General features: G+C 44.0%; 12 protein-coding genes. 3 read left to right on the top strand and 9 right to left on the bottom strand.

What is annotated here, in order from left to right; all coding sequences use genetic code 11:
* The first annotated feature begins 267 nt into the window (after positions 1-267).
* Positions 268-696 carry a polymer-forming cytoskeletal protein gene (locus EO95_RS05865; protein WP_048133123.1) on the top strand — a complete coding sequence of 143 codons (429 nt, stop codon included), beginning with the start codon at positions 268-270 and terminating at the stop codon, positions 694-696.
* 193 nt (positions 697-889) lie between these two features.
* Here the strand turns inward: EO95_RS05865 and EO95_RS05860 are convergent, their stop codons facing one another.
* The 3 genes from EO95_RS05860 to EO95_RS05850 form a co-directional block, all read right to left on the bottom strand.
* Positions 890-1,654 carry an ABC transporter ATP-binding protein gene (locus EO95_RS05860; RefSeq protein ID WP_048133121.1) on the bottom strand — a complete coding sequence of 255 codons (765 nt, stop codon included), beginning with the start codon at positions 1,652-1,654 and terminating at the stop codon, positions 890-892.
* 1 nt (position 1,655) lies between these two features.
* On the bottom strand, positions 1,656-2,444 hold the full coding sequence (locus EO95_RS05855) for an ABC transporter permease (protein ID WP_048133119.1): 789 nt from the start codon (positions 2,442-2,444) through the stop codon (positions 1,656-1,658).
* 134 nt (positions 2,445-2,578) lie between these two features.
* A complete protein-coding gene (locus tag EO95_RS05850) occupies positions 2,579-3,595 on the bottom strand; it encodes an ABC transporter substrate-binding protein (protein WP_048133117.1) in 1,017 nt (338 codons plus the stop codon).
* Positions 3,596-3,981: 386 nt separating this feature from the next.
* Here EO95_RS05850 and EO95_RS05845 point away from each other — a divergent pair, with 386 nt between their 5' ends.
* Positions 3,982-4,503 (top strand): helix-turn-helix domain-containing protein, encoded by a 522-nt coding sequence (locus tag EO95_RS05845; protein ID WP_048133115.1) that lies wholly within the window; start codon positions 3,982-3,984, stop codon positions 4,501-4,503.
* Positions 4,504-4,661: 158 nt separating this feature from the next.
* On the opposite strand, the gene EO95_RS05840 is transcribed toward EO95_RS05845, so the two are convergent.
* From EO95_RS05840 to EO95_RS05820, 5 genes are all read right to left on the bottom strand, one after another.
* The gene (locus tag EO95_RS05840; RefSeq protein WP_082105944.1) at positions 4,662-8,399 is read right to left on the bottom strand and encodes an S-layer protein domain-containing protein; all 3,738 of its coding nucleotides are present in this window, start codon (positions 8,397-8,399) and stop codon (positions 4,662-4,664) included.
* A 191-nt stretch (positions 8,400-8,590) separates the two neighbouring features.
* Complete coding sequence (thiL, locus tag EO95_RS05835; protein WP_048133166.1) at positions 8,591-9,604, bottom strand: thiamine-phosphate kinase; 1,014 nt, start codon at positions 9,602-9,604, stop codon at positions 8,591-8,593.
* A 564-nt stretch (positions 9,605-10,168) separates the two neighbouring features.
* Positions 10,169-10,963 (bottom strand): anaerobic ribonucleoside-triphosphate reductase activating protein, encoded by a 795-nt coding sequence (locus tag EO95_RS05830; protein WP_048133113.1) that lies wholly within the window; start codon positions 10,961-10,963, stop codon positions 10,169-10,171.
* Positions 10,964-10,994: 31 nt separating this feature from the next.
* Positions 10,995-13,379, bottom strand: coding sequence for an anaerobic ribonucleoside-triphosphate reductase (gene nrdD / locus EO95_RS05825; protein ID WP_048133110.1), 2,385 nt, complete (start codon positions 13,377-13,379; stop codon positions 10,995-10,997).
* Positions 13,380-13,454: 75 nt separating this feature from the next.
* Positions 13,455-13,706 (bottom strand): glutaredoxin family protein, encoded by a 252-nt coding sequence (locus EO95_RS05820; protein WP_048133108.1) that lies wholly within the window; start codon positions 13,704-13,706, stop codon positions 13,455-13,457.
* A 691-nt stretch (positions 13,707-14,397) separates the two neighbouring features.
* Here EO95_RS05820 and radB point away from each other — a divergent pair.
* Positions 14,398-15,168: a DNA repair and recombination protein RadB gene (gene radB, locus EO95_RS05810; RefSeq protein ID WP_235282883.1), complete on the top strand. Its 771-nt coding sequence runs from the start codon at positions 14,398-14,400 to the stop codon at positions 15,166-15,168.
* Positions 15,169-15,380: 212 nt separating this feature from the next.
* Here the strand turns inward: radB and EO95_RS05805 are convergent, their stop codons facing one another.
* Entirely contained in the window at positions 15,381-16,481 is a 1,101-nt protein-coding gene (locus tag EO95_RS05805) for an inositol-3-phosphate synthase (RefSeq protein ID WP_048133105.1), read from the bottom strand.
* Between the last annotated feature and the right edge of the window lie 514 nt (positions 16,482-16,995).

The raw sequence follows: 16,995 nt of genomic DNA, 5'->3' as shown, positions 1-16,995 counted from the left end.
TATTCTCACTAATTTCCGGCTTCCAGAATGTGTCGGAATCTCTTTTTTTCAGTCTGTTCTTCCTGGTTTAGTTTCCTTTGTTCATACATTAACCTTTACCAATCTTTGTTGGGACCTCCAATAGTGAACATTCGATGCTATTATATAATAGGTGTTCAATCATACTTTGAAATCCAATTGACAAAGTTTTTCCCGATGTCTTAAAAACCAGTTGTTTGCGGCTTTCTTTGATTGATAGTCGGGGACAGTAACCCAGAGTGATTTTTAATGATGCGCTTTATCAAGTACCACCCCCGGTCTAACACTTATGTGATTGAAAAAAGAGCTTTTTTTGAAGAGGACCTTATGCTGAACGGCAATGTTATTGTCGGGCAGGAAGTGAAGTTCTGGAAAAGTCTCACCGTATCGGGCAGGCTTGAACTCGGGAAAGGTTCGATTATTCAGGGCAATGTGAAAGCCGAAAGTGCCCTTATCTCTGCGGCAGCAAAAATTCTAGGGAGTATAGAAACGGTTTCCGAACTTGTTCTCCTTGACAGAGCAAGGGTAAATGTTGCGGCCTGTGAGGGGGACATCCGTGCAAGACCTGGCTGCTCTTTCGGTTCAGTAAAAGCGGGAGGGACTCTTGAGCTTGTGGGGAAGGTTGCCGTGAAAAGAGTAGAGCCGCTAACAAAAGTAATTATTCGGGCCGAACAATGATCTTCGATTTGTTCACGATTTATTCGCACCTTTTTCAGTAAATTCCTCTTTAGCAGCTTCCTCTTTAGCAGCTTCCTCTTTAGCAGTTTCCTCTTTAGCAGTTTCCTCTTTAGCAGTTTCTTTTCCTTCAAGCCTTCAAGGAGCTCCTTCTTCGATAACTTCCTCTTTCGATAACTGCACTTTTTTCAACAATTTACCTGCTGAACCGTTCCTCTTCCAGAAGTTTGAGGACATGGTCCCTTAAACTGTTTACTTCCGGACTTGTGCGGCTACGTGGGCGTGGTAAGTCCACCTTTACAATCTCCTTTACCCTTCCGGGCCTTGAGGTCATAACCACTATCCTATCAGAGAGGAAGACAGCTTCGTCCACGCTGTGCGTTACAAAAATGAATGTTACATGTTTTTGTTCCCATATCTTCAGGAGTTCATCCTGAAGTACATTTCGAGTCTGGGCATCAAGAGCTCCGAAAGGTTCGTCCATAAGGAGGACCTCAGGCTCGTTAGCAAGAGCTCTTGCAATGGCTGCTCTTTGCTGCATACCTCCTGAGAGCTCGTGTGGATAGCTGTTTTTGAACTGGCCAAGACCCACAAGGTCCAGGTACTTTTCCACCTGTTTCCGGGCTTCGCTCTTTTTGATTCCCTGCATTTCCAGCCCAAAGGTGATATTATCTATAACGGTTCTCCATGGAAAGAGAGAATACTGCTGGAAAACCATGCCCCTTTTGGGATCAGGGCCTGTTATAGGAACTCCATTGAGTGTAATCTCCCCTGAGGTCAGGGTCTCAAGCCCTGCAGTTATCCGGAGCAGTGTTGTCTTCCCGCAGCCTGAAGGCCCGAGGAGGCAGATAAACTCTCCATCCTGCACATCAAAACTTATGTTAAGCAGAGCTTCGGTCCCGTACCCCTCTTCTTTTTTTCCGAAGATCCGTGAAACCTTTTTTACACTTACTTGCCCCATTTTATACCACAGTTCCTGATTTCCATTTTAACATTTTTTCATCCACATAGTATCTGAAGAAGCGGTCTATTAAAAGACCTATGAACCCCAGCAGGAGCATATAGACGAGTACAAAATCCATCCTGTGCAGGTAATAATTATGCCATATCTGGTAGCCGAGCCCCATGTTGCTGACTCCGAACATCTCTGCAGCTACAAGGCACATCCAGCCTACACCCATTGCAATCCTGATTCCTGCAGCAATTGAGGGCATGGCTGAGGGAATCGCAACAAAGCGGATGAGGTCTATGTTCCGGTTACAACCGAGAACCTTTGCTGCCTCAACATAAACCCTCGGTACATTTTTGAAACCCGTATAGGTATTGATGATAATGGGAAAGATCATTCCTGCAAACACAACAAAACCTGCTGCCTGATGGGTAAGCCCGAACCATATTATTGCAAAGGGGATCCAGGCAAGAGGAGGAATCGGACGCAGGATTTCTATTATAGGGTCGAGTGCCCTGTTTGCTGCTTTGAACCATCCCATGGCTATTCCCAGAGGGATTCCGAGTATAAACGCAGCAGCAATACCAATTGAAAAGTGAAGTAAACTTGTCAGGGTATCCATAAAAATTAGCCCGTTTTTGACAATCACGGAAAAAGCGATTACCACATCATAAAAACTCGGCAGAAGCAATTTGTTCTGTACGATCCTATCCGCGACAAGTTGCCATACAGCAACTACGAATATAAGTGATAATGCTTCAACGCCTTTTTCTTCAATTGTTTTTATGAAATTAATTTTCATGTCTTATTAAAAGGATTCTTAGTTTTTTATCTTTCCGGCAGTTTTCCGTTTTTAGAACAAATTGGAGTTCAAACTGCCCCTTCTTGTAATAGAGGCAGTTGAACTTATCTCAAAAATTTTCTTTAAAACTCTTTTTATTCCTCTTTTATGGCTGCTTCGTAGAAGCTGGTGTCAAATATTTCTTCTTCTGTCAGATTTTTCTCGTTATATTTGAGTTCATACTGAATGTTAGCATACTCGACAGTTGAGTTTTCAATCAGTGCAGGATCTGTAATCCAGGCTCCATCCCATTCCTCAAGAGAAGTCTTTACAGTTTCAAGATCTGTAGTAGTCTTATTTGAATATATCTGGGCAGCTTCATCGATGTTTTCCGTGTTGTATTCGGTTGCCTTTATATGGGTCTTCACAATCTGCTCCACAAGATCCGGATGTTCCCTGATAAGTTTTCCACTAACCAGGAGCACACAGCAGGCATGGTTTGGACTCATCTCTCCAGATTGTACGATAGTACGCCCATTACCTTCTTCTTCGATAATTGTAGGGGAGGGGTGAGGCAGGAATACCGCATCAACCTGCTTGGCTAAGATAGCAGTAACAGCGTCTCCGGGGCCCATTGGAATGATTGTCACATCTTTCTCAACGTCAAGTCCATTTTTCGTGAGCCAGTCTCTGAGCAGGGTATCCTGAATTGTTCCTGGGGGGAAGGTGGCGATTTTGAGTCCCTTCAGGTCTTTAGGGCTTTCATACTCGTTCTCAGGCCTGAGAACCAGACTTGAGCCATTTATCTGTACAGGTTCAATAATCTTTGCATCAAGTCCACTGCTAAGGGCTTTAATAGCAGGGGCTGCCCCAACATAGGCTATGTCCAGGTCTCCAGCCATCATAGCCTGCATTTCAGGAGCGCCTGTCGGAAACTGGTATTCATTTATTTTTTTAATTCCGTAAGGTGCAAGATCTTCTTGCCACCATCCTTTCTCATAGGCAGTCATGTATGCAATCTGGTGGGTACTCGGCTGGTAGCCGATGTTCAGTTCAGTAATTGCAGGAGCCTCTACAGTTACGTTTTCATCCGTATCTTCGGATACACAACCGGATACGAAGATAGATGCGACCAGCAGTAAAGTAAGGATAAGTATGCTTGATTTTCTCAAAACTTCACCTCAATAATTATCTCTTCTAACAATAATATCTCACCTGCTAAATAAGATATACTGGGATCGGGCTTTCTTCGGGAAAATCTGCAGGTCTTTTCCCCCCCTTTTTTGTTGGCTTTTTATAACTCTGTTTAAAAAGCCATTCTCTCCTCCCATTCTTTCATTTCTTGTTTGAAAGAACAATTCCCGTGAAAATGAAGATTAGTCTCTTACACCTAATGCTCTTCGAAATTTACTATATATACTTTCTCAAATGCCTTTCTATTATGACCCAAATGTATTAATACATCTGGAGATATTTCTCATTCAGGAACAAAACTCCTGTAAAACGTGAATCCTTTATATTTATTAAAATTTTTTACAGGATCAGAGGTTGAATTTTAATGAATGTTGCAGACAAGGTCATCAAATCCGCATTTGAGTCCGATGAAGTGTTTCAGAAAACACTTTCCGCTGTAATTAAGGAGGACCTTAATCTGACTGCTGTGGATTTTGCTAAAAAAGCAAGCATCCCTCCAAGTACCCTTTATAAGATCCTATCGGGTAACCGGGACCCCAACATCAAAACCCTCCGCCAGATTGTAAAAACGATCCGTGAAATTAAGGAGTCCGACAGCGGGGACTTTATCGCCGTAATTGCTGCCCGCTCGGTGCTCGATAACATCGTTGAGACGAAGAAAAAGATTGGGGGTAGGCTTGTCACCATCAGGGAATACTCGGCAACATCTATGGAAGAAGCAATTATTTCAGCTGTAAATGCCGAAAGGGACGGAGCAAAAGCCCTGGTCTGTGCCCCAATCGTGGGTCCCACAGTGGAAAAAATACTGAACATCCCCGTCACAACCATCGCCCCGAAGAACAGCCTGATAGATGCCATCGAACGTGCGATCAAGAAGATGGAGTAAACTACCTGCTAAATCTAAAGATTTAAAATAAGTACTTAATAATCGAATCTCTTTTTTAAAAATAGAAAAAACCCGCGTTTTTCAGTTAACGCGGGAATTTAAATTCTTTTTTGTTTGAGTTTCCTGTTTTCTCAGCTTTTCTATTACTTTTACTACTTTTACTTTTTCAGGTTTGCCGACTTTATAAGTTCATCTATCTTTGCCTGCATGGTTGCCGCATTCCAGCCGCCTTTGGTAAACATGTAAGCTATCCCGCCGCCCAGTAACAGGATAATAGTTATCAGGGCATAAAGCCACATAGAAGACTTTTCTTTTACCTTATAGGTGGCCTCCTGCCCTCCTATTTTTACATTATAGATGCCTGGGACCTCTTCACTGTGTTTGAAGGTCACTGATGTGCTTTCTCCTATATCAAGGGAAATCTGCTTTGAATCAACCGAACTTTCGTTCACAAACAGTTCCACGCTGTAATTCCCTGCAGCATTACCCGTGTTTTCGGCATTAATAGTGATTGTTGTTTCCTTTCCGGCTCTGACCTCTATCGGGTCAATTACCAGGTTGGAGAACTCGAAGATAGCTTCATAGTCCTTCACATCGACTTCAACGCTCTTGTCAAGGAATCCCTCTCTGGCAGCGTTGATTTTGATTTTACCGACTTCCTCCGTGGTGAACGTAATCTTTCCATCGGATCCGGTTTTTCCAAGGGCTTTACTATTGATTGAGACGTTTACACCTTCAATAGGGTCTCCGCCAATTGTTTTTAATGCCTCTATGGTAATCGTATCTCCTTTATACACTGTTTCAGGAGAGACAGTGAGGCTCATCTTCTCTTTCGGAGGAATGACTTTTGCGTTCTTGTTTGCGGTGGTGTACCCGTCCTTTTCGGCGGTTATCTTGAAGGTTCCTTCCTCTTCGGCAGTGTACTCAACAATTCCATCTGCATTGGTTTTGCCTGCGCTGGCCGTGTCGACCTTTACGTTGACGCCTTCTATTGAGTCATTACCTGCATTCACCTTGATCTCAAAAGTTTCGCCTACAATAATCTCATCAGGCAAACTTATCGCGAGTTCCTTGCTGGATCCGCCTTCACCTTCGACTTCAACGAAGGGGTAGAACCTGAGAGTGTTGTCATCAGCTGTCTTGAACTTGACGTCGCCCATAATGTCAATGGTATCGTCATCACCAAGCCCGATATCATCATCGTTCTTCATTGTGATGCCACTTTCTGAGACGCTGGTGATCTCCATCTCGTCGAAGGTATCCCCATTATTAATTTCAATGTAATCATCCGAGATCTGGAAGATGCCCTGTGTGAAGACAGCAGAGGTCTCAGCGCCTGCAAAAACCGTGCCGAAATGGACAATAATTATGGGCACGTCTTCTGCTTCTCCGAGTGCGGTTTCATATATGTAGTCCTGGCCAGAGGTGATGAAATCATCGTCCACGACGTCTCCGTCCTTTTCAAGCTGGACCCAGACGGATTCTCCATTAATATCGACTTCCAGGATGTTCAAAGAATAGCCGTCCTCAAGCACAAGGGCAGAACCCGAGTACATGGACTCTTTGTCATCGCTGTCTGTAAGGACTTTGGCAAGGACATTATCCGAAAGAACGCTCACATCATTAATTTTTCCGTCGGCGGTATTATCTGGATATCCTGCAAAGTATTTTTCTGCCATGAACCCGACAACTGTGAAATTGCCCCAATCGTCATGTTCAAACTCAACAGGTTGAGGTGAGGACGTGTAGACCAGTTTTCCTGAGGGAATTTCCCTGTCACTAAACTGCTGGATTTCCAGCTTTTCGGTCCCTATTCCCTCATCTATGTTGTAATAGAAGCCTTCAAAGTTGTAGGGTGTCCAGGTTGGTAGAGAGTCCCCATCGACATCTTTATCGTATACAGTCCCGCGCAGTTCGTAAGTTCCTTCCTCTGTGGTATCAAGGACAGGGGCAAAGCGCAGTGTGTTGTCATCAGCTACCTGAAGCTGTATCTTACCCATAAGGTCGATTGTGTCACCTTTATCAAGGCCTATATCGTCCTCATTCTTCATTTTTATTTCACTGCTGCTGAGGGATGTTACTTCCATTTCCCCGTAGGAATCTCCATTTGTAAGTTCCACATAGTTGTCCGAGACCTGGAAGAGACCCTGTATGAAGACTGCAGAGGTCTCAGCACCTGCAAAAACCGTGCCGAAATGGGCAATGATTATGGGTACGTCTTCTGCTTCTCCGAGTTCGGCTTCATAGGTGTAGTCCTGGCCAGAGGTGATGAAATCATCGTCCACGACGTCTCCGTCTTTTTCAAGCTGGACCCAGACGGATTTTCCATTAACATCTACTTCCACAATGTTCAGGGAATAACCATCTTCAAGCACAAGGGCGTCTCCTGAATATGCGGACTTTTTATCATCACTGTCGATCAGGATTTTGGCAAGTACACCGTCGGATATCAGGCTTACATCGTCTATTCCTTCAACTGTGGTGTTCTCGTTAATGTAGCCTGCGAAGTATTTCTCTGCCATAAATCCTATTATCTGGTATGAGCCCCATTCTCCGTGCTCAAAGTCAGTTGTAGTAGGTTTTGTGCTGTACTCGATGTCTCCGTCACCTATGTTTCTGCCTATATCCGTGATGGTCATCTCTTCAGAAGACACTCCGGTATCAAGGTCATAATAGAAGCCTGAGTAACTCTGGGCATTCCATGTGTATGTAGTGGCCATCCCCTCTTCCCAGATCCTGTTCCCGCTTGAATAGTACTTGGACTGGACTTTCACAGTCCATGTTTTTGTCGATGAAGTATAAGTGTTGCTGGGGTCACTGGCCACTGCTTTAAGATTGTATTCGCCGGTAGTATCTCCTTTAAATTCGTATGAAGAGGAAGTTACACCTTCTTCGATTTTCGTCGACACGTCATTGACAAACCACTCAACTTTGATAGGCTGTGTATAATTGACATAGAAGGTCTTGGATCCTCCCTGAGCGATCTCAACTGTCCCTTCTGATGGGTCAACAGTGACAGGTACGCCGTTTGTTCCTACCGTCCATGTCCAGGATTTTGATTCTGCAGTTCCGTTAACGTTTGCTGCTTCCACTTTGATTGTATGTGTACCCACTTTTGCAGAACTGTTCGTATATGAAGACGAATCTACAGACTGGTTTGTATAAAGGAAATTTCCATCAAGGTACCATGTCATATTCGATATCTGGTTCACAGTTGCGGTGAACTTCTTTGAGTCTCCTACGTTGTTGCTGACACTTGATGACGAGGGGTCAGATAAGGTAATCACCGGAACTGTTGTTCCTACCGTCCATGTCCAGGATTGTGGATCTGCAGTTCCGTTAATGTTCGCTGCTTCCACTTTGATTGTGTGTGTACCCACTGTTGCAGAACTGCTCGTATATGAAGACGAATCTACAGACTGGTTTGTGTAAAGGAAATTTCCATCAAGGTACCATGTCATATTCGATATCTGGTTCACAGTTGCGGTGAACTTCCTTAATTCTCCTGCGTTGTTGCTGACACTTGATGACGAAGGGTCCGATAAGGTAATCACCGGAACTGCTTGTTTACCTTCCACATTCCAGGCTGCTATTTGTCCTACTCCTTCTATGGAAGCGACCACCTGGTAAGAACCCAACTTGAACACGTGATTGAGAGTTGTAATATTGTTTGCTTCAGTTGGTATTGTTGTGGCCACACCATTTTCAGTCCATATAACGCTTGCTGTTTCGTTTAAAGGAATGGTGAACGTTTGAGTTGCACCCACTGTTCCTGTAACAGGAGAATTCTGTGAGGGCGTGACATCTCCTATTATACTTGGAACTGCAGATGCAGTCCCACAGAATAGCCCCAGCACCAGAATTGCTGTAAAAATTTGTAAACTAGCTTTTTTCATATTCTATCCTTCTGAACCTTGTGCATAAATTATATAGTTACTAATTTTATAGTTACGAATTTAGTCTGTTTAGCCTGAAATTTGCTCTTTTTTTGTGATCGTGTGAGCTTTCTCAGCCAATAATTTTTAATTTTTTTCTCTCACTCCAGGCTTTTAGTTTATGGGGGTTAACATCAGTTTATTCAGGAAAGCTAATCAGCCGGTTCGGCTTTTAGCTGCTGGTATCCCCGCTGTTCTATAGTTGTTAGCTTGAATTCCGGGGATTCGAGTACAATACCCGTTTCGTACTTTGTGCATTCCCCTATGATAGTCAAGTTACATATATTTTGTACTTTTTTCAGCCGTTCCGGGTCAACTGTGAAAATGAGTTCGAAGTCTCCGCCTGTGTAAAGGGCAAGTTCCGGCAGTTCCCCGGGACCTGAGGCAAACTCTCTGACTTCCGGGAGGATGGGGAGGGCATTTTCCCGGATCCTGAAACCTACCTTACTCTGCCTGGCAAGGTCGTAAAGAGACATTGCAAGTCCGTCACTTGTATCCATCATGGATGTGACTGCACCTGACTCAGCAAGTTTCCTGGCTTCTTGCGTGCGGGGTACAGGTTCAAAAAGAGCCTTCAGGACGGTTTCGCTGACCGACTTTTTTGACTGAATCGCTTCAAGGGCGGCTCCGGCTGATCCTGTATATCCTGTAACACATACAAGATCTCCGGGCTTTGCCCCTTTTCGCAGGAGGAGCTGACTTTTTTTAACTCTTCCCAGAGCTGTCCCTGTAATTGTCAGTTCTGCGTGGGTATCGAGGTCACCTCCTACAACAGCAGTCCCGCAGAACTCGGCGCACGCCTGTATGCCTTTTGCAAGTTCCTCTACAAAAGCAATTTCAGTGTCTGCAGGCATGCCTATTGCCATAAGGAGCCCAGCAGGTTCTGCGCCCATGGCTGCAATATCGCTCAGGTTTACGGCTGCGGACATCCATCCCATCTGCCAGGGAGTCATCTCTACCGGAAAGTCCGTGGTCCTGTGCAGCATATCAGTCGTAACAACCAGACAGTCTTCACCTTTCAGGTCAAGGACGGCACAGTCATCGGAACCAGCGCCTATAATGATTCCTTCCTGTCCTCTTTCCTTTCCTTCAGGGGCATTGAAAATCTCAGATAAGCGGGAGATTAGAGAGCGCTCTCCGATTGAAGATACTTTTGTTTCTTTCATGGTCATTTTTTGGAAGCGATGACTTCCGCTTTCCTTTTTTATAGATACGTACCCTTCTCCGGGTTAAAATGGACTGAGTCTATCTCCTTTATGTAACTTTTGTAACCCCGGAGGTTACACAAAAGTTTGGTGGCGTGCATACAGGAGTTTTTGATATATTGGCAAAGTACAGCAGGAATATCCCAGGAGCTACTTTGGGGAAACATTCCTGGGTATCTGTACTTCCTGGATATCTGTACTTCCAGGTACAGGATAATTGAATTCCGGATAAAGGGGGTTTTACCAGGGGTTTAATCAGTTTCCTTTATGCTTTGGCATGTATAAGACTTTTGTAAACTTCAAATTCATTTGAACCTTAAACATATTTTTTTCTGTTAAAATGAATCCGATAAAAAAGAATCAGATACATATTAATAGAAAGATGAAAGAGTGAATTGATCAAAATCTGTTCCGGGGAATACAGGCAAAAAAAGGGAAAAAGTGCCAGTAAAATGCCATAAATATTGTAATAAATATCGGTAAATATCAGACACCAGTAAGATTACTTAATGATGCTAGACAATATCAGATAATTTCTTCCCCTTCTTCTTTTGTCCTTATCCTTACGTTTTCCAGGAATCCTTTTGCTATTTTCCCTAGTTCAAGAAGTTCCTCTCTCTCCAGAACCCTGTTTTTCCTGAGGTCTTCCTGCAGGCTGTGTTCCGGGATTCCCTGCTGCAGCACATAGGTAACCTCTCTATTTTTTATATGTTCCGAAATCCAGGCTGCTATCAGGGAAATTTCCTTCTCGTTTCCTATAAAGCCGCTGATCGCTGTTGTCCGGAGTTCCAGTTCCAGGCCGCTGGCATCTGCAGTCTCGATCGTTTTTGCAATGGCTGATGTGATCTCTTCTGGAGTCTTTTTGACGGTACTGCTTTCCCCATTGTACGCTTTCCATCCGGTAACCTTTCCATAAAGCTCGGGATCGTCAAGAGGGGCTTTTACGTCGATAAAGAACTTATCAACCAGTTTCCGTTCAACCAGTTCTGCTGCCCTTTCAGGGTAACAACCGTTTGTGTGGATCCCAACTGCAAGCCCTAGATTTTTTGCAAACTCTGCAAGGGGGACAACAGCGTCCTGCATGAGAGGCTCCCCTCCCGAAAAAACAACCGCACTTACAAAAGGTTTCGATGTTTTAATCTGCTCTTTCACAAAGTCAAGTTCCACAAGACCCGGCCCTTCAAGGTACGGATGGTTCTGGCAGTAAGGACAGCGAAGAGGACATCCCCTAAAAAAGATGGTGACTGCAGCCTTTCCTATCCAGTCACAGGTTGAGATCGAAACAGTGCCTGCGTAGTTTACCTTCATAGCAGTTACCATTTCCAGTTTGCGTAAAAAGGGTTAAGGGGACTCATTTGAGTTCCCTTGTGCTGTAGCGTTTTCTGTCCTTGAGTTCCTGGCGCTTACCTTTGTTCCAGCCTTCCACGGACTGGAGATAGCCAGTAATCCTTGATAGGTGCTGCACATTTTCAGATCCGCATTTCGGGCATTTGTCAAGCAGGCCGGCGGCTACATATCCCTCGTCAGTGCATACGGTCATGTCCCGTGTGAAGGCAAAGTACCCAGTCTGTGTGTTCTTTGCTATATGCATGGCAAGTTCCTGCAGGCCGTCAGGATCCGGTTTACCTTCTCCAAGCCAGATATGCATGATGTTTCCACCGTCTACTATCGGGAAGAAAGTGTGCTCATACTTTATTCTTTCAGGCAGAGAGATATCGGCACCTGGTGGGATATGAGTCCCGTTGGTATAGTAAATGGGCAGATCGTGGGTCTCATTGAAATCTTTCTTTGCGGTTTCCAGGTCCCCTTTAATTGTGAGCTCGGCTTTGTCGGCATATTCCCTGTGCAGGAGATCTGAGACTGCAAAACGCTGGGCTGTAGTTTCCGCAGGAGTCCTTGCAAGGGCAATTTCCATATCGTTTTCCTTTGAGAGCTTCTGAGCATGCATTTTCATTTCGAACATAGCCCGGATGGCGAGCTTATATGCAACAGGAGATTCGTGGATCTGGTAGCCGGTGTGGTACTGGACCATCTCATTAATTCCTATTACTCCAATAGTATACACAAGGCTGTCGAAGTCCACAGCCATTGCTCCTTTTTCTCCGGTGTTCGGGTCCTTGGGACACTGGGCTGCAAAGGGAATCCTGTTTTTCTTGATCAGGCTGTTCATCCATTTTCGCTTGATCTTGAAAACTTCCACACCCCTGTTCATAAGGGTCTTTAGTTCGGTGAAAAGTTTCTCATCATCATATTCAGCCCTGTATGCAGCCCTGGGACAGTTTAAGGACAGAACCATCCATGAGCCCATAGAGAAATGCCTTCCATCTTTGAAATGAAGCTTGTCACCGAAGTCTTTATCGTCGGTAGGGTTTGAAGAGAACTGGTAGGCACAGCACTGGTAACATGAAATTCCTTCTCCTGCGCCCCTGTACTCGGGAAGCTGGTTGTCAAAGTAGGGAGTTCCGAATTTGGCAGCCAGTTCAAAGGTCATCCTGTAAAGCCCTTGATATGTCGGAAGCTCGGGGTGAGCCCTGTTGAACTCCTCGTTTTCTTCCATAAAGTCAGGTTCGAGAGAAATTTCCGGCTTCGGGAAGCTGAAAGGTTTGCCCCAGGCATCTCCTTCAAGCATGACATCCATAATGGCCTTAAATCCAAGCCGGACCTCTTTTTCAAATTCTCCGTAGGTTCTGAGGGGGGCCTGCTTGCCGTCCCAGACCTTGCCCATGGCAACAATTGGAATGTTTCTCCAGAGCTTCGGAACCCCGGGGGAAAGCTGCACGGATGAAAAGACAGTTTGCCCGCCTCTTGCGCACATCATCTGCATCATTTCATAGACGAACATCTGCATAAGCTGTCTTATCTCAACTTCGGACTTGCCTTCCAGATAGGGAGCCATAAAGGTCAGGAAATTGTAAAAGCCCTGCCCGCCTGCAAAGTTGGTCTGAGCCGAACCCATTGCCTTTACAGCATGAAGGAAAGCTACCTCTGCATTCTTTGCAGGTTTTGCAACACTTGATTGGGTGCCTACTCCATCAGGCATGAGCCCATAATAAAAGAAGTAGCGGAGGTCCCAGTCCTGGCAAAAAGGCCTTGTGCCCATGTATTCGAGGTCGTGGATATGGAAGTCCCCGTTCAGGTGCAGGTCTGCAAGCTCTTTTGGCATCAGAAGGAGATTTTGCTCTTTGGACATTTTGTCGGCTTTTCTTTTGTGGGATGTCTCAGCGTTGTTCAGCTGGTTTGCATTATCGTTTGCCCCAAAGCCGTATCCGGAGTCGATTTCGTAGGCATCGTAGACCGAAGCTCCGACTCTTGTCATGATATTTCTCCATTCTACGCGCCCCCTGTCAAGAAGAATATTGTTGACTATTTCCCGGATAAGAGGTCCTGAAAGAAATTTGATATTCATCTTTCGGATGATCCTTTCCGCTTCTTTTGCAATATCAACAGCTTCTTCTTTTGTGATTGCAGGCTTGTTGTAGAAGATCTCACTTAATTTTGTTTCTTTCAGGAGCTGGCTTACAATGATATTCCTGTCCCAGTTAAGGATGAAACCTTCTGTTGTCCTTACTTTGGGGAGGGGAGAGACGGAAAGCCCATCAAGTGTCTTTTGTACGGGCTGATTATCAGATAATTGGTCTTTTTTGGGGAGGGAAGAGGTGGAGAGCCCGTCAAGTGTCTTTTGCACTGGCTGATTATCAGATAATTCATCATCGGTTAAGAGAATATCGCCTGTCATTTTCTCATCTTCAGTTGTTGTTTTAAGGAGGGATATGGAAATTATTTAAGTCGTTTTGAAGCTTAGCGGGGTTTGTCACAGAATTCCCCGGAGTTTTTCCGGATTCACTTCTTCCCCACGGAATATTTCGGTATACGTGAGGAATTCACTATTGATCTGTAATACAGGCGCTGTCACTGTGAAGACCCCGTTGAAACGCAGTTCGGTCAGAGCTTCCGGGGTGGACATATCTGCTACTTCGAAGGGTACTGAATTTGCTTCCAGGAATTTTTTCAATTTATTGCATTTCGGACAACGTTCCGTTGTGTAAACTATTATTTTTGCCATAATTTGCGCCCCTCTGATTTAATGGTACAGTCTTCTTAACATGTTTCTTACATGCCTTTTACATGTTTCGTTATTTACTTCCTCGTTTTATTTATGGTGTGCGGAGAGTGAGTATGCCGGCGCAGAGCGCATCAAAGCAATAAAACAAAACCCCGCATGGGTACTATTCCTTAGCCAACCCGGTTTATTCTATAATAACTCTCCCAGACTAGTCAGCAATATAGGAACAGGGCATGCTTTTTATAAAGAGTGCCCCTCTTGATATCATTTTTTCACTCTATTGAGTGAAGGTTCTCTTAATTTCCAGGTAATTATTCTAAATGCCAGATCTTACTTATAATGGTTTTTCAACTCATCTTTGAATACAATTACCCTCTTACTTTGTATACAAAGACCGTTGTTTGTTATCAGATCTGGTGACAATCTTATGGGCTTCTGTTTTTTAAAAAATACCTGATTTGTGGGACTATTTTCAAGTACAGAAGACTTTATTTTATATGGGTGGTACTTTAATGGATATAGGTATGGATACCATCTATATGGCTTTATTCCTTGAAAACATTGCAATATATTAGTAAAGGATATTTTCAGTTTCAAGATATTCATGAAAATTTTTTTCTCCGTTTCTTCAGGTCTGAGAATTCAAACCTGAGCATTTCTTCTATGTCTACTTAAATACTTTTATTCGTCCTTGAAAATCTTTATTCTGTCCGAATATGTTGAAAATTATGAAAAAAGCATTATATCATGGGTCTTTCATACTTCTGTCAAGTGCAAAGAGAGGTGTCACGCCATAGAGAAACTATTATCTTCCGGTTGTAAACCCCTTGATGACCTCCTGGGAGGAGGTTTCGAGAGAGGGATCGTAACTCAGGTCTTCGGAGCCGCAGGAACCGGAAAAACAAATATCTGTATCCAGCTTGCAGTGGAATGTGTAAAGCAGGGACAGAAAGTCATTTTCATAGATACGGAAGGGCTTTCTCCTGTTCGTTTCAAGCAGATTGCAGGGGAAAATGCCAAGGAAATAGCCAGGAGCATAATTATCTACGAACCCCTGAGTTTTGAAGAGCAGTATGCGTCCGTAAGAGAGGTTGAGAGGATAGCAGGTGAGAATATCGGGCTTGTGATTCTGGATTCTGCAACTTCATACTACAGGTTTGAACTCGAAGATGAGGAGGCCGGTATAAAAAGCCGCAGAGAACTTGCCAACCAGATAGGGTTTCTGCATGCTCTGGCTCGCAAACACGGTTTTGTTGCAGTTATAACAAATCAGGTATATTCAAATATTATTGCAGGAGGGGTGCGTCCATTGGGGGGCAGTTCCCTGGAACATATCTCAAAGACGATCATCCAGCTGGAAAAAACAGGTGAAGGGACAAGGCGCGCCACTCTCTTCAAACACCGCTCCCGTCCCGAAGGCACAAATGCGGAGTTTAAAATTACGGCTGAAGGAATCCGTTAAATCAGTAAAAACATTGAGATAAATTCTGTTGAGATCAATTCCGTAGAAAAATTTCAGTCAGCAGGAAATATTCAGGAACAGAAAAACGTAAAATTCCCGGATGTTTCCGGGATTTTCTGGCCTCAAAACTGTCTTCAATAAGAATTTCTTTTCCTTCAGGAATTTCTTCTCCTTCAGGAATTTCTTCTTCAGGAATTTTTTTCCGTCTTGCTTTAACGTTCTCGTGTTCCGGCTATGAACTCTTCGGTTCTGCGGTATGCTTCATCATCAGGGTACTGGATAGCCGGATGCTTCATGAAGTAGGAAGCCGGGGAGTACAGCACTCCTCCTATCCCGCGGTCAAGAGCCAGCTTACAGCAGCGAATGGCATCAATTACCACACCTGCGGAGTTAGGGGAATCTTCTACCGAGAGCCTCAGTTCAAGGTTCATGGGCACGTCCCCAAAGAGCTTGCCCTCCATGCGAAGGAAACAGACCTTGTTGTCTTTCTGCCAGGCAACGTAGTCGCTCGGTCCGATATGGATATTTTCATCCTCAAGCCTATGCGAGAGCACGGACTGTACGGCTTCGGTCTTGGATTCACGCTTGGAAACAAGCCTGTCCCTGTTGAGCATATTGAGGAAATCGGTGTTTCCGCCAGTGTTCAGCTGATATGTCCTTTCGAGCTTTACACCGCGTTTTTCAAATAGGTCTGCAAGGACCCTGTGGGTAATCGTTGCTCCAAGCTGGGCTTTGATATCGTCTCCGATAACAGGAATATTCTTTTCTTTAAACCGTTTTGCCCACTCAGGATTGCTTGCAATGAAAACAGGCATGTTGTTGATTAAAGCCACTCCGGCTTCAAGAGCGCATTCGGCATAGAAACGGACAGCTTCTTCAGAACCGACAGGAAGGTAATTAAGAAGCATTTCGGCTCCTGAATCCTTCAGCTCTTTTACGATGTCTGCTTTTGTGGCTTCAGGCTCTCTGCTGACAACAAATGTGTAATTTTCCCCATAATTCTTCATGTGGTCAGAGAACCCGTCAAGAACTCTGCCCATCTTAACCTTCACACCTGTGGAGGGGATATCAGGACAAAAAACCGCTGTGCAGTTCGGGGGAGCAAAAATGGCCTCGGACACATCTATTCCTACCTTCCTTGCATCAATGTCGAAGGCAGTAACAACTTTGATATCGCTGGGCCCGTACCCTCCAATGTCCCTGTGCATAAGTCCTATGGGATCCTTATCTTCGGTTTTATAGTACTCGATGCCCTGTATCAAAGAGCTTGCACAGTTCCCGATTCCTGCAATTGCTATTTTTATTTTTGTCATAAGCGCTTACTCTCCGATGAATACCCTGACTCTCATAAACCACAATGTGCATGAAACGACAGATTCTCAAAACTTCCAAAACTTTCATAATTTATGGATCCAGGGATTTATGGATCCAAGGATTTACGGATTCAAGGTCCATGAAATTTATAGGAAGAAATGTAAAACCTCCAGGTCTTTAGCCTGGGGGCAGTTCACGAAATTATGATTCCTGAAATTACGAATCTTCCTGTGTCTTAACTATGGCTTTTAAATATTTTCTTATTTGTACTGTTACTTTATAATTCTATTATATCTAACATATCTAACATATCTAACTTTGCTCTTTGCTAAATAAATACCATGTTTGTTTATCTATATCTAAGACTTACTCTATACATGCTTGCTTATAATGAAATAAAATTATTAATCTGATGCTCGGCTTCTAAACATCATTTGTATTGTTATCTTGTATTGTTATCTTGTATTGTTATCTTGTATTGTTATCTTGTATTGTTATCTTGTATTGTTATCT

The sequence above is a fragment of the Methanosarcina sp. 1.H.T.1A.1 genome (genome assembly GCF_000979295.1).
GTDB lineage: Archaea > Halobacteriota > Methanosarcinia > Methanosarcinales > Methanosarcinaceae > Methanosarcina.
This window is presented reverse-complemented; position numbering and strand designations above follow the sequence as displayed.

Coding starts and splice junctions, on each gene's coding strand:
- nrdD (WP_048133110.1), bottom strand. CDS start 13,379: ATGACAGGCGATATTCTCTTAACCGATGATGAATTATCTGATAATCAG.
- EO95_RS05855 (WP_048133119.1), bottom strand. CDS start 2,444: ATGAAAATTAATTTCATAAAAACAATTGAAGAAAAAGGCGTTGAAGCA.
- EO95_RS05840 (WP_082105944.1), bottom strand. CDS start 8,399: ATGAAAAAAGCTAGTTTACAAATTTTTACAGCAATTCTGGTGCTGGGG.
- EO95_RS05805 (WP_048133105.1), bottom strand. CDS start 16,481: ATGACAAAAATAAAAATAGCAATTGCAGGAATCGGGAACTGTGCAAGC.
- thiL (WP_048133166.1), bottom strand. CDS start 9,604: ATGAAAGAAACAAAAGTATCTTCAATCGGAGAGCGCTCTCTAATCTCC.
- EO95_RS05830 (WP_048133113.1), bottom strand. CDS start 10,963: ATGGTAACTGCTATGAAGGTAAACTACGCAGGCACTGTTTCGATCTCA.
- EO95_RS05865 (WP_048133123.1), top strand. CDS start 268: ATGATGCGCTTTATCAAGTACCACCCCCGGTCTAACACTTATGTGATT.
- EO95_RS05820 (WP_048133108.1), bottom strand. CDS start 13,706: ATGGCAAAAATAATAGTTTACACAACGGAACGTTGTCCGAAATGCAAT.
- EO95_RS05860 (WP_048133121.1), bottom strand. CDS start 1,654: ATGGGGCAAGTAAGTGTAAAAAAGGTTTCACGGATCTTCGGAAAAAAA.
- EO95_RS05845 (WP_048133115.1), top strand. CDS start 3,982: ATGAATGTTGCAGACAAGGTCATCAAATCCGCATTTGAGTCCGATGAA.